At 29.6% G+C, this 13,035-nt stretch carries 11 protein-coding genes and 2 pseudogenes; 4 read left to right on the top strand and 9 right to left on the bottom strand.

Going from position 1 to position 13,035, the window contains the following annotated elements:
• Nucleotides 1–56: 56 nt before the first annotated feature.
• Nucleotides 57–308 carry an alpha/beta-type small acid-soluble spore protein gene (locus CP523_RS14560; protein ID WP_066678679.1) on the bottom strand — a complete coding sequence of 84 codons (252 nt, stop codon included), beginning with the start codon at nucleotides 306–308 and terminating at the stop codon, nucleotides 57–59.
• A 224-nt stretch (nucleotides 309–532) separates the two neighbouring features.
• On the opposite strand from CP523_RS14560, the gene CP523_RS14555 reads away from it, so the two are divergent.
• Genes CP523_RS14555 through dapB form a run of 3 tightly spaced genes read left to right on the top strand, consistent with a single transcriptional unit; the run spans nucleotide 533 to nucleotide 3,196 of the window.
• Complete coding sequence (locus CP523_RS14555; RefSeq protein WP_066678680.1) at nucleotides 533–1,522, top strand: aspartate-semialdehyde dehydrogenase; 990 nt, start codon at nucleotides 533–535, stop codon at nucleotides 1,520–1,522.
• A gap of 30 nt (nucleotides 1,523–1,552) precedes the next feature.
• Nucleotides 1,553–2,434: a 4-hydroxy-tetrahydrodipicolinate synthase gene (dapA, locus tag CP523_RS14550; RefSeq protein ID WP_120140995.1), complete on the top strand. Its 882-nt coding sequence runs from the start codon at nucleotides 1,553–1,555 to the stop codon at nucleotides 2,432–2,434.
• A 9-nt stretch (nucleotides 2,435–2,443) separates the two neighbouring features.
• Nucleotides 2,444–3,196, top strand: coding sequence for a 4-hydroxy-tetrahydrodipicolinate reductase (gene dapB, locus CP523_RS14545; RefSeq protein ID WP_120140994.1), 753 nt, complete (start codon nucleotides 2,444–2,446; stop codon nucleotides 3,194–3,196).
• A 33-nt stretch (nucleotides 3,197–3,229) separates the two neighbouring features.
• Here dapB and CP523_RS14540 read toward each other — a convergent pair.
• Nucleotides 3,230–4,666: pseudogene (locus CP523_RS14540) on the bottom strand (IS1182 family transposase).
• A gap of 196 nt (nucleotides 4,667–4,862) precedes the next feature.
• Between CP523_RS14540 and CP523_RS16080 the strand changes: the two are divergent.
• Nucleotides 4,863–5,015: a hypothetical protein gene (locus CP523_RS16080; protein ID WP_162926002.1), complete on the top strand. Its 153-nt coding sequence runs from the start codon at nucleotides 4,863–4,865 to the stop codon at nucleotides 5,013–5,015.
• A gap of 213 nt (nucleotides 5,016–5,228) precedes the next feature.
• Here CP523_RS16080 and CP523_RS14535 read toward each other — a convergent pair.
• From CP523_RS14535 to CP523_RS14505, 7 genes and pseudogenes are all read right to left on the bottom strand, one after another.
• Nucleotides 5,229–6,017: pseudogene (locus tag CP523_RS14535) on the bottom strand (IS1182 family transposase); the annotation flags it as partial.
• A 137-nt stretch (nucleotides 6,018–6,154) separates the two neighbouring features.
• Nucleotides 6,155–7,798 carry a peptide ABC transporter substrate-binding protein gene (locus CP523_RS14530; RefSeq protein ID WP_120140993.1) on the bottom strand — a complete coding sequence of 548 codons (1,644 nt, stop codon included), beginning with the start codon at nucleotides 7,796–7,798 and terminating at the stop codon, nucleotides 6,155–6,157.
• A 60-nt stretch (nucleotides 7,799–7,858) separates the two neighbouring features.
• Complete coding sequence (locus CP523_RS14525; RefSeq protein ID WP_066676844.1) at nucleotides 7,859–8,836, bottom strand: ABC transporter ATP-binding protein; 978 nt, start codon at nucleotides 8,834–8,836, stop codon at nucleotides 7,859–7,861.
• On the bottom strand, nucleotides 8,836–9,843 hold the full coding sequence (locus tag CP523_RS14520) for an ABC transporter ATP-binding protein (protein ID WP_066676842.1): 1,008 nt from the start codon (nucleotides 9,841–9,843) through the stop codon (nucleotides 8,836–8,838). The genes CP523_RS14525 and CP523_RS14520 overlap by 1 nt, the downstream gene beginning before the upstream one ends.
• Nucleotides 9,844–9,856: 13 nt before the next feature.
• Complete coding sequence (locus CP523_RS14515; RefSeq protein ID WP_066676840.1) at nucleotides 9,857–10,801, bottom strand: ABC transporter permease; 945 nt, start codon at nucleotides 10,799–10,801, stop codon at nucleotides 9,857–9,859.
• Nucleotides 10,802–10,816: 15 nt separating this feature from the next.
• Entirely contained in the window at nucleotides 10,817–11,734 is a 918-nt protein-coding gene (locus CP523_RS14510) for an ABC transporter permease (protein WP_066676837.1), read from the bottom strand.
• 559 nt (nucleotides 11,735–12,293) lie between these two features.
• Complete coding sequence (locus tag CP523_RS14505) at nucleotides 12,294–12,962, bottom strand: single-stranded DNA-binding protein (protein WP_066676835.1); 669 nt, start codon at nucleotides 12,960–12,962, stop codon at nucleotides 12,294–12,296.
• Nucleotides 12,963–13,035: the final 73 nt, after the last annotated feature.

Here is a 13,035-nt window from a genome sequence, read left to right as displayed (position 1 = left end):
TATTTATATCAATTTCTACAATTATATTAAAGGTAAATTTTACTTTAGTCAAATAATTATTTTCTTCCTAATATTTCATCATTAGTTGGAATCTTTAATTCTTTTTTTCGTTTAGTCATAATTCCACCAATACGCCCTGTTTCTTCTGCTGTAAGGCTTCCCCATCCATATTCATCAACCTTATCCTTTAAACCAAGCTCATCTGCAATTTCATACTTTATCTTTTCTCTAAGTATCTCTGCTGCTGATAATTCTTTATTGGATTTTAATTTAGATTTTATTATTTTTTTTAATGGTGTTTTACTCATAATATATACCCCCTAAAAATTAATATTTATATTTTTCCCAAAAGAGCATCTATTATACATCCCATTAATTTTTATAACATTTAACAAAATCTTAGACTTTTTCTACTTTTTGTATATATTAATAGTAAAGTATTGAACTTTTTCAGATATTTATCTATAGTAATAGTATGGATAATTTGTAATATTAATACTATTAACACAATTAATGATTGGGGGAATTAATAATGTACAATGTTGCAATTGTAGGGGCTACAGGCAATGTAGGTAGAAAATTTTTAGAGATTCTAGAGGAAAGAAATTTTCCTATAAAAAATTTATATCTTTTTGCCTCAAAAAAATCTGCAGGATCAACACTTAAATTTAAAGATAAAAATTTACTAGTTGAAGAAACCTGTGATGAAAATATTAAAAATAAAAAAGTGGATTTTGCTTTATTTTCTGCTGGTGGCAGTGTCAGCTTAGAATTTGCTCCAAAATTCGCTTCTTACGGTGCTATAGTAATAGATAATTCCAGTGCTTGGAGAATGGACAATGATGTACCTTTAGTTGTTCCTGAAGTCAATCCCGAAGATGTTAAATGGCACAAAGGAATTATAGCAAACCCAAACTGCTCTACCATACAAGCTATGGTTCCATTAAAAGTACTTTTGGATAATTACGGAATAAAGAGAATTATTTACTCTACTTATCAAGCTGTATCAGGTGCTGGAGTACAAGGAATAGCTGATTTACAAGATGGTTTAAAAGGAACGCCACCTAAAAAATTTCCTTATACTATAGCTGGAAACTGTCTTCCTCATATAGACGTATTTTTAGATAATGGCTATACTAAAGAAGAAATTAAAATGATTGAAGAAACAAGAAAAATTTTTCATAATCCAAACTTAAAAATTACAGCTACTACAGTTAGAGTTCCTGTATTAAATAGTCATAGTGAAAGTATTAACATTGAACTAGATAAAGAATATCAATTAAAGGATGTTTTTAAATTATTTAAAAATACTAAAGGTCTTACCGTATATGATGATGCTAAAAACTTAAAATATCCTACACCTATTATGGTTTCAGGTAAAGATGAGGTCTTTGTTGGAAGAATTAGACGAGATTTTAGTGTTAATAATGGAATTAACCTTTGGGTAGTTGCTGATAATATCAGAAAAGGTGCTGCCCTTAATGCAGTTCAAATAGCTGAATTACTTATTAAAAACAGCTAAAATCTTCATATATATTAAGGAGGGTTTTTAATGACAATTTTTAAAGGATCTGCAGTAGCTATTATAACACCATTTAATAATAATGGTGATGTTAATTATAAAAAGCTTGAGGAATTATTAGAATGGCATATTTCTGAAAAAACAGATGCAATAGTTATTTGTGGTACTACAGGAGAAGCTACTACTATGTCAGATGAAGAAAAAAAAGAAGTTATTAAATTTACTGTTAATATCATCAATAAACGTATTCCTGTTATAGCTGGAACTGGTAGTAACAATACAAAAGCTGCTATAGAAATGACTAAATACGCTGAAAACGTTGGTGTTGATGGAGCTTTAATTATTACCCCATATTATAATAAAACCACTAACAAAGGGTTAATTAAACATTTTACAGCTATTAATAATGAAGTAAATATTCCTATTATACTTTATAATGTACCATCTAGAACTGGAGTAAATATTACTCCAAATCAACTTCTAGAACTTTCTAGGCTTAATAATGTCGTTGCTATAAAGGAAGCTAGTGGAAATATTAGCCAAGTAATTAAAATGAAATCATTATGTAAAGATAATATAGATATATATTCAGGAAATGATGATCAAATAATTCCTATATTATCAGTAGGTGGTTTAGGGGTAATTTCTGTATTAGCTAATATTATTCCTAATACAGTTCACAATATGACACACTCTTATCTTAATGGTGATGTAAAAAAAGCTTTAGAACTTCAATTAGATTCATTAGATTTATGTAATAGTTTATTTATAGAAACTAACCCTGTTCCTATCAAAACAGCTTTAAATCTAATAGGAATGGATGTTGGACAACTTAGACTCCCTTTATGTGAAATGGATTCTAGTAATGAAGAAACTCTAAAAAAATCACTAAAATTTTATAATTTATTATAAGGAGATTATATGATAGAAATTATTTTAAATGGTTGCTGTGGTAAAATGGGAAAAGTTATCACTGAATGTTCCAAAGAATTTGATAATTTGAAAATTATAGGGGGAATAGATAAATATCCTTCTAATGCTCCCTACCCAATTTTTAAATCAGTAGCTGATGTTAGTTTAAAATATGATGTTTTGCTAGACTTTTCTAGATCAGATGCTTTAAGAGACTTATTAGAGATAACAAAAAAGACTAAAAAACCTTTAATTTTGTGTTCAACTGGTTATGATGAAGAAGACTTAAAATTAATAAATGAAAAAAGTAAAACTCTTCCTATATTTAGATCTGCTAATATGTCTCTTGGAATAAACCTTATAAATTGTTTGTTAAGAAAAGTAACACCTTTATTGTACGAAAATTATGATATAGAAATTATCGAAAAACATCATAACCAAAAATTAGATTCACCAAGCGGTACTGCAATTTTACTTGCTAATACAATTAAAGAATCTATAAAAGAAGAAACATCTTTTATAAATGGAAGAAATGGTCATAAAAAAAGAGAAAAAAATGAAGTTGGAATCCATGCAGTAAGAGGTGGATCTATAGTTGGAGATCATGATGTTATTTTTGCAGGTACTGGAGAGGTTATAGAAATTAATCATAAAGCAATTTCAAGAGAAGTATTTGCAATAGGAGCCTTAAAAGCTTGCTCTTATATGGGAAACATCTCAAAACCTGGTCTTTATAACATGGATAATCTTTTAGGATTGTAATAGAAAACTAGAGTCTAAAAATAGACTCTAGTTTCAGATTGTAGACAAAAAGCATTTTCTCAAGTTGGAGAAAATGCTTTTTGTTATTATATTTAAAATTAAAGAGTATATTTTTATAATACAGTTACTAAGTTTTCTATCGGAGCGATAGCTAGCACGCCTTTTCCATAATCGATTTGCCATTTTCTTCAAATTAATGCATGCATAAATAAGCGTGACCTCCATAGTAATTTTAGCCAAGCTTCTTAAATGTGTATAACGCATACCATGCTTTTCTTTAGCATCTGCAAAAACTCTCTCTATTGTTTCTTTACGAGACTTATATACAGATTTTACATATTTATCATGTCTAAGATGATTTGCCTCATCTATAAACTCTTGCCAAATATGATGTGTAATAACCTTTTGATGATTTTTACTATTAGTACATTTGTTTAAATAAGGACATTTACTACATTCACATGGATTTGATTTATATTCTCTATATCCATCTCGGTTTGTAGTACAATATTTTAAGATTTTAAAATTGTGACATATATAACAATCATTAAATTCATCATATACATAGTCATGTTTTTTGAAAAAGCCTTCTTTAGTCATAGGACGTTTGTAAGGAAGTGATGGTAATATATTATCCTTGAATAACTGTCTACAAATATATGGCGTAATATATCCCGCATCCATAGCTATAGCTATGATCTCGTCAGTAGAAAATCTATCTTTTAAATTCTCATATAATTCAATAAAGCCAACACTATCATGAATATTACCAGCTGTAACATCAAACTCTAATATATAGTTATTTTTGTCGCAAGCTGTGTGAGCAGAGTAAGTAAAACATTTCTATTTTTCATTTTTAAAAAACATACCACTATCCGGGTCAGTATTACTTTCAGTAACACCTTTCGTTTCGGCCACTTTTGTTTCTTTTTTTAAGGGTTTTTTTCCATGTTTTTTTCTATCTTCATCTATTTCTTTTTCTAATTCTTCTTGGTACTTTTTTGCCTCAATATCAATCTCTTTTTTAGTATACTTTTTCTTATTTGCACTTGCTTTTATATGTGTAGAATCTATAAATATTTCTGATAAATCTATAAATCCATATTTATTAGCTTCTTCTAAGATTTTAGTGAATATGTTATTAAATAAATTAGTATTTTTAAATCTTCTTTCATAGTTCTTATTAAAAGTAGAGAAATGTGGTATCTTTTCTGTAAATGAATATCCTATAAACCACCTATAGGCTATATTTACTTCAATTTCTCTTATAGTTTGTCTCATCGACGGTATTCCAAATAAATATTGAATCAGAACAATTTTTATTAAAACCACTGGATCAATGCTTGGTGCTCCGGACGCAGAGTATAACTCTGCAACTTCATCATATATAAAATTAAAGTCTATAGCTCTATCAATTTTTCTAACTAGATACTCTTTTGGAACTAATGCATCTACACTATTAAATTCAATTTGTAATCTATTATCTACATCTTTTTTTTGTCATCATAAAATATCACCCATAATATTTTACCAAGAAAACGAAAGGGTGTCGACTTTGTCGACACCCTGAAACTAGAGTCTAAAAATAGACTCTAGTTTTTTAGTTATATTATAAGTATTATTGAGAATACTATTTTAGTAATATAAAATTTAAGGAGGTATTTTTATGCCAAAAGATAGTCAACCTGATAATAAAAAAGCTAGAATGGAAAAATGTAATTATCAAACTCCTATTACTGAAGAAGCTCAAAACCATAATAAAAATGCTAAGAAGCATTCTATTAAAAGAGAAGGGCATCAAAGTCAACATATTAATTAAATCTATTCTTTTTTATTTTATCTTCAGTTTGTTGAAAAACCTCTGTTAAAAAACAGAGGGTTTTTCTATTATTAATTATGAATAAAACTTATATTTAAAATATCATCCAAAATAATACGAATAAAATCTAAAAGTAGCAAAGATAGTCTTGTTGCTATCTTTTTCATATTCTGCATCTAAACCAAGATATTTTGGCTTTATACTAAATACTTATTTAATTCTATCTATTCTATTTAGTATTGGCTCGCTATCGCTGACATTACCAGGGGTAACATGTACATCCATAATAATATTATTTTTACTATCTACAGTTCTATGATCTAAATAAAAGAATCCTTCTGGTTTATTATCTCTCATCATATATCCACTATCAGGATCTGTAGTACTTTTCTTAATTTGCTTTGTTTCTTCTTTTTCTTTTCTTGGTTTTAAAGGTTTTTTATTATGATTTTCTCTATCTAAATTCACATCAATATCTAGTTGTTCTATATACTCTTTAGGTGTTACTTGTACTTCAATTTTTTCAAACTTACGCTTATTAGCATTAGCTTTTATATGTGTTGAATCAGAGTAAAGAATCTTACCACCAACTAATCCTTTTTCCATAGCTTGAAGAACTATATTATCAAATATTTTTTGTGGAATATCAGTACCTTTAAATCTTCTAATTCTATTTTGACTTATTGTAGATGAATCTGGAATTTTTTCAGTAATTGAATAACCTAAAAACCATCTATATGCTAAGTTTACTTCTATGTCTTTAACTAGTTGCCTTTCGGAGCGGATGCCATAAAGATATCCTATAAATAACATTTTAAATAGTACTACTGGATCAACAGCTGGTCGACCATTTGTATGGCAATACAAATCATTAGTTAACTCTCTAATAAATGAAAAATCTATGTATTTATCAATTTTTCTTAATAAATGGTCTTTCGGAACTAATTGTTCTAGCATAACCACTTCCATTTCATTTTGCGCTTGTCTTCTTTCGTTTATCATCACCAAAACCTCTATGTAATAAATTAATATATTTTAAATTATATTACATATTTGTATAAAATTAAAGACTGCTGACACTTTGTCAGCAGTCTGAGATAAAATAAAAAAGAGTCAAAATGACTCTTTTTTATTTTATCTTATTCTTCTATATATGCTTGATCAAAGAAAACTTGACCTAATGTTGAAACTCTAAATCCTTTAACCTTAGGATCAACACCTTTTACTTTAGTATAATAGTAAAGAGGAATTAATGCACCTTCATCCATAAGGATATCTTCAGCTTTTCTGAACAATTCAGCTCTCTTAGCTGGATCTGATTCACCTTTTGCTGCCTTTATAGTTGCATCATACTCATCATTCTTTAACCCAACATCATTACTTCCACTTACTGAAGTCCACATATCTAAGAATGTCATTGGATCAACATAGTCTCCTGACCAACCATGTCTTGCAATTTGGAAGTTACCTTCATTTCTTGTAGTTTGGAATACTTGCCATTCTTGGTTTTGTATCTCAACATCAACACCTATCTTTTTCCAAGTATCTTGAAGATATTGAGCTATATTTTTATGTCCAGTTCCTTCAGAATTTATTAATATAGTCATCTTAGGGAAACCTTCTCCATTTGGATATCCAGCTTCAGCAAGTAAAGCCTTCGCCTTTTCTAAATCACCATTTACATCATAGTACTTCTTATCAGCAAAATCTTTTCCTGCTACTACTTCAATACCTTGTGGAACAAAGCTATATGCAGGTACTTGACCAGCTTTAGTAATATTATCAACTATTGCTTGTCTATTAACAGCTATTGATAATGCTTGTCTTACCTTCTTATTTCCTAAAGCTTTCTTCACTTCTTGATTTTCTATCTTATCCACATTGTTTCCAACATTAAAGCAGAAGAAATAAGTAGCAAGATTTGAATATTGTTGATATAAACCATCCTTTTTAGCTTGTTCCATTTCTTCTACTGGAATTGTATCAGTCATATGGAAATTTCCTGCTTTAAGTTCAGCATAAGCTGATACTTCATCAGTTCCTAATCTTACATCAAGAGTATCTAATTTAACAGAATCCTTATTCCAATAATTTTCATTCTTTTCGAAAACTATCTTTTCTTTCATAGCCCATTCTTTCATTTTGAAAGGTCCATTTGATATATAAGTTTCTGGTGATTGAGTCCATGCATCACCACTTGCTTCAACAATGTCTTGTCTTATTGGCATATAAGTTGGGAAAGCCATAAGTTCTAAGAAATATGGAGTAACATTTTCTAAAGTTACTTCTAAAGTTTTTTCATCTACAACTTTAATTCCTAAATTTTCTACTTCTCCCTTTCCTGTATTATAAGCCTCTGCTCCTTTTATATAATATAATTGATAAGCATATGCTGCTGCTGTTTTTGGATCTAATGCTCTTTTCCAAGCATATTCAAAATCTTTAGCAGTTACAAGTTGACCATCTGACCATTTAGCATCATCCCTTAAAGTAAATGTATAAACTAAACCATCATCCGAAATTTTCCATTCCTTTGCAACTCCTGGAATTGCCTTTTCATTTTCATCTAATCTACATAACCCCTCAAAAGCATTACTTATAATTGTAGAACCATCAACAGCTTCATTTAAAGCTGGATCAATAGTTTTTGGATCTGCTCCTAAATTGTAGATTAATGTTTTACCTGTGTCGCCTTTATCACCGCCACAGCCAGCAAGTACTGTCATCCCTAACGCAAGTGTTAGAGCAACAGCGCAAATCTTTTTAAGTTTGCTTGATTTCATTGTATTATCCCCCTTTATTTCATTTATATATATATATCATTTGCTCATAGCAAAATATAACTAATCAAAAAGATGACATGCTACAAAGTGTCCTGGCTCTACTTCCTTAAGCTCTGGATCTACTTCACCACATATAGGTTTTGCATATCTACACCTTCCTTTAAATCTACACCCTGGTGGTGGATCTATAGGAGATGGAATATCACCTTCTAATACTATTCTCTTATTTGACTTTGCAACATCTGGATCTGGAATTGGCACAGCTGATAAAAGAGCTTTTGTATATGGATGCTGTGGATTTGTATAAACATCATTACTTGGCCCCTTTTCAACCATTCTACCAAGATACATAACCCCAATATGAGTTGATATATGCTTAACCATTGAAAGATCATGAGCTATAAATAGATAAGTTAACCCAAATTCTTCTTGTAATTCTTCTAGCATATTTATTACTTGTGCCTGAATCGAAACATCAAGTGCTGAAATAGGCTCATCACAAACTATAAAGTCTGGTTCAACAGCTAATGCTCTTGCTATACCTATTCTCTGTCTTTGACCACCTGAAAATTCATGAGCATATCTATTTATATGGTCTCCATTTAAACCAACTTTATTTAAGAGATATCTTATTCTCTCAGTTCTTTCTTTTCCCTTCATAATTCCATGAATATCTATAGCTTCTCCTATTATATCCCCTACAGTCATTCTTGGATTTAAAGATGCATATGGATCTTGAAATATCATTTGCATTCTTTTTCTTAAAGGAAGCATTTCCTTTGGAGAATATTTAGTAATATCTTTTCCCTCAAATATAATTTGTCCTGCTGTTGCTTCATATAAATTTAGTACAGTTCTTCCTGTTGTAGTTTTTCCGCAACCAGATTCTCCAACTAAACCTAATGTTTCTCCTTTATTTATAGTAAAAGATACCCTATCCACTGCTTTAACGTAACTTTTTTTACCTAACAATCCTTTATTTGCAGGGAAGTACTTACAAAGATCCTTTACTTCTAAAAGCACTTTCTTATCTTCCATTACTCTTCCCTCCTAATTGATGATTCTACTTTTGGAGCATTTTCATGACATAACCAACATGCTGCTTTATGTCCCTCCGCTATATCAAATAATGGTGGTTGTTTTTGTAAACATACCTTCATTGCATATTTACATCTTGCTGCAAATGGACATCCAACTGGTGGTTTTAAAAGATCTGGTGGTTGTCCTTCTATTGGTTGTAACTTTTCTTTAACATCACTTTTAGGATTTGGTACACTATTTAAAAGCCCCCAAGTATAAGGATGTCTTCCTCTATAAAAAATATCTTCTGTAGTTCCAGTTTCTACAACTATTCCTCCATACATAACGTTAATTCTAGTACAAAGATCTGCAACAACCCCCAGATCATGTGTTATTAATATTATAGAAGTATTTAATTTTTCTTTTAAATCCTTCATTAAATCTAATATTTGAGCTTGAATTGTAACATCAAGAGCTGTAGTTGGTTCATCGGCTATTATAAGCTTTGGTTCACATATTAAACTCATAGCTATCATAACTCTTTGTCTCATACCACCTGAAAACTCATGTGGATATTGCTTCATTCTATTTTCAGGGCTTGGAATTCCAACTAATTCAAGCATTTTTATAGCTTGATTCCAAGCTTCTTTTTTACTTACTTTTCTATGCTTCATAAGAGGTTCCACAAGTTGATCTCCAACAGTAAATACTGGATTTAAAGATGTCATAGGATCTTGGAATATCATTCCAATATCATTTCCTCTTATTGATTCCATTTCTTTTTCTTTAGCAGTAGAAAGATCCTTGCCATTAAAATAAATCTCTCCACTTACAAGTTTTCCGTTATCTGATAATAATCTCATTATAGACATCATAGTTACCGATTTACCGCAACCTGATTCTCCAACTATCCCTAAAGCTTCCCCTCTATCTAAGTGGAAAGTAACTCCCCTTACCGCTTGTACTTCTCCAGCATGTGTTGAAAAGGAGGTTCTTAAATCTTTAACTTCTAACAATTTACTCATTCTCTATTCCCCCTTATCTTTTATGTTTTGGATCTAAAGCTTCTGTTAATCCATCACCAAGCAAATTAAATGATAATATAATTAAACATATTGCTGCTGCTGGGAATATTAATTGATATGGATGAACATATATAGCTCCCATTGCATCATTTGCTAATGTTCCTAGTGATGCAAGTGGCGGATTAATTCCTAATCCTATAAAGCTTAAGAAAGCTTCTGTAAATACTGCTTGAGGAACTAATAATGTCATTGTAACTATAATTGATCCTATACAGTTTGGTATTAGATGTTTAAATAATATTCTAAACTTTGATGCTCCTAATGTTCTGGCTGCTAAAACAAATTCTTGTTGTTTTAGTTGAAGAATATCACCTCTAACTATTCTAGCCATTCCAACCCAATAAGATATTGAAAGAGCTAGTATAATAGTTGATATTCCACTCTTACCACTAGTAGGATCATAAAATGCAGCCATTATTAAAACTACATATATAAGAGTAGGTATTGAATAAAGAACATCAACTATTCTCATCATTAAGTTATCTACCCTTCCACCAACAAACCCTGCAACTCCACCATAAATTACACCTATTACTAAGTTAATTACTGTTGCTGCAAAAGCTATTATTAAAGAATATCTAGCTCCATACATTACTCTTACAAATAAATCTCTTCCTAAAGCATCTGTTCCAAACCAATGAATACTGTCCGGCTTCATATTAGTCTTTCCTAAATCTGTTGCATCATATGCAAACTTTGACATACTAGGTACTACAATTGCTGCTAAAATTATTAATACAATCACTATTAAAGAAACTAAAGCTACTTTATTTCTTTTAAGTCTTGTCCATGCATCTTTCCAATAACCAACACTCGGCCTTACTACCTGCTCAAAGTTCTTCTCATCTTCGCTTAAAGGAGTAAAAAGTGCTTTATCCATTTCAAAATTATTTTCCATAAATTTTACCCCCTTTTAGCCTTCTAATTTTATTCTTGGATCTATTATTACATATAATATATCTACAACTAAGTTTGCTACTACTATTAATGTACTATAAAATACTAACACCCCTAAAAGCGCACTATAATCTCTATTTATAACTGTTAGTGTAAATTCGTTTCCAAGTCCTGGAATAACAAATATCTTTTCTATAACGAAACTACCAGTTAATACACCTGCAACTAAAGGTCCTAAATAAGTAACAATTGGAATTAATGAGTTTCTTAAAGCATGTTTAAATATAACTGTTCTTCCACTTAAACCTTTAGCCTTAGCTGTTCTTATATAATCTGATTTTAAAACATCAATTAATTTACTTCTTGTTAATCTTGTTATAAATGCCATTGATGATAATGATAATGCAATAACTGGCATAATATAATTTTTCCAACTACTTAATCCAGTGGCTGGCAACAATCTTAATTTAACAGTGAAAATATATATTAACACTGCCCCTATTACGAAACTTGGTATTGTTATACCTAATGTTGCTAAAACCATACATAATCTATCTGGCCATTTACCAGCATTTAAAGCTGAAATAATTCCTAGAATAACTCCTGCTGCTAATGAAACAAGTATTGCTACTACTCCTACTTTTGCGGATTTAGGTGCTGAATACTTAATAGTATTCTTTACTTGCCTTCCTTTAAAAATCATAGACTCTCCTAAATCTCCTTTTAAAAGATTCTTCATATACATTGTGTATTGTTCACCTATTGGTTTGTCCAATCCATATTTAGCATTTAAGTTGGCCTTTATTTCTGGCGTCATTTTGTCAGTATTAAAAGGTCCCCCTGGCATCATACGAATTAGGAAAAAGGTTAAGGTAACAACTACCCATATTGTTAAAATACTAGTTAAAATTCTTTTACCTATGTACTTTACCATTTGTCGATAACCCCCATTCATCGTTTCCATCTAATTTGCATTTAATTGTTATTAATAATTATAGTATATAATTATTTTTTGTCAATTGACTCTATTAATTTTATATTCTATATTTTGATAAATCGTTAATCATCAAGGGATTTTTTTATATTTTATCAATTTTCCACCACTTTTTTAGTAAACGGTTACATTAGCATTTTTAGTAGCTTTATGCAGGAATATTTATTCATCTTGCATTTTTCTTATTATTATAATTTTTTTTTTTTGATAACTTATAAAATCAGTTATTTTTCTAAATATACGGACATTTTCGAAAATTTGTACGCATTAGATAGACATTCTTTTTTAATTTTTAGGTATAATTATTATAAAATCTTTGTATTTTATTTAGAAATGTTATGAATTTCTATGCTTTTTATTATACATAGTAAAAGTTATCTCAATATTATACATAAAAGAACTAATATTTGAATTCATTTTTTCTTAAACTTTCAATTTTCAATAAAAATAAATAAAGCTAAGGAATTTCCTTAGCTTTATTTATTAAAAATGCTTAATTTTAAACTGCACCTTCCTCACCAATAATTTCTTCTGAATCAACTTGTTCTTCATTTGCTACTCTTTCCATTTTAGAAATTGAAACTTCATAAGCAATTTTTCTAATTACTTCTGTATCACTAATCTTTTTTTGATATTCTCTACTTTGTAACCTTCCCCAAACTCTAATATTATCTCCAACTTCAAGAGTTTGACAGAATCTTGAATTTCTTCCCCATGCTATAGTAGGTATATAATCTGATTTATTATAAGCTCTATTAACAGCTAATAAAACATCTGCAATTTCCCTACCAAAAGGAGTTGTTCTATAAACAGGTTCCTTACAAATGTACCCATCCAAAAATATTTCATTTGGATTTTTACTTTTTTCAATACATGGCTCTATATTTCTTGCAAATACTGTTAGTATAAGCTTATTAGAACCATCTACAAACTTATTGTAAGATCTAAGTTGTCCTTCGATAATAATTTCTTTATCTATTGATAAATCCATATTTGATATTAATCTTTCTGAAACAGTTATATTTAAAATATCAACTGAATCACTTAACCTGGTTACCTCCACCGCAAATGTATAAAAACCCTCTCCATACATTTCATGACTAAATTCTAATTCCGAAATAACTTTTCCCTCTAAATAAATTTTGTTATTTAACATCAAGTTGTCCATCATAACCCCTCTCTCCCTTAGTATTTAAATTTTAATCGATTCCACCATATAATCCCCACACGGTATATTTCCA

It is taken from the genome of Clostridium septicum (genome assembly GCF_003606265.1).
GTDB classification, from domain to species: domain Bacteria; phylum Bacillota; class Clostridia; order Clostridiales; family Clostridiaceae; genus Clostridium; species Clostridium septicum.
The sequence above is the reverse complement of the archived record's forward strand: the minus strand, read 5'-3'. Positions and strand labels throughout refer to the sequence as shown.

Coding starts and splice junctions, on each gene's coding strand:
- CP523_RS14560 (WP_066678679.1), bottom strand. CDS start 308: ATGAGTAAAACACCATTAAAAAAAATAATAAAATCTAAATTAAAATCC.
- CP523_RS14555 (WP_066678680.1), top strand. CDS start 533: ATGTACAATGTTGCAATTGTAGGGGCTACAGGCAATGTAGGTAGAAAA.
- dapA (WP_120140995.1), top strand. CDS start 1,553: ATGACAATTTTTAAAGGATCTGCAGTAGCTATTATAACACCATTTAAT.
- dapB (WP_120140994.1), top strand. CDS start 2,444: ATGATAGAAATTATTTTAAATGGTTGCTGTGGTAAAATGGGAAAAGTT.
- CP523_RS16080 (WP_162926002.1), top strand. CDS start 4,863: ATGCCAAAAGATAGTCAACCTGATAATAAAAAAGCTAGAATGGAAAAA.
- CP523_RS14530 (WP_120140993.1), bottom strand. CDS start 7,798: ATGAAATCAAGCAAACTTAAAAAGATTTGCGCTGTTGCTCTAACACTT.
- CP523_RS14525 (WP_066676844.1), bottom strand. CDS start 8,836: ATGGAAGATAAGAAAGTGCTTTTAGAAGTAAAGGATCTTTGTAAGTAC.
- CP523_RS14520 (WP_066676842.1), bottom strand. CDS start 9,843: ATGAGTAAATTGTTAGAAGTTAAAGATTTAAGAACCTCCTTTTCAACA.
- CP523_RS14515 (WP_066676840.1), bottom strand. CDS start 10,801: ATGGAAAATAATTTTGAAATGGATAAAGCACTTTTTACTCCTTTAAGC.
- CP523_RS14510 (WP_066676837.1), bottom strand. CDS start 11,734: ATGGTAAAGTACATAGGTAAAAGAATTTTAACTAGTATTTTAACAATA.
- CP523_RS14505 (WP_066676835.1), bottom strand. CDS start 12,962: ATGGACAACTTGATGTTAAATAACAAAATTTATTTAGAGGGAAAAGTT.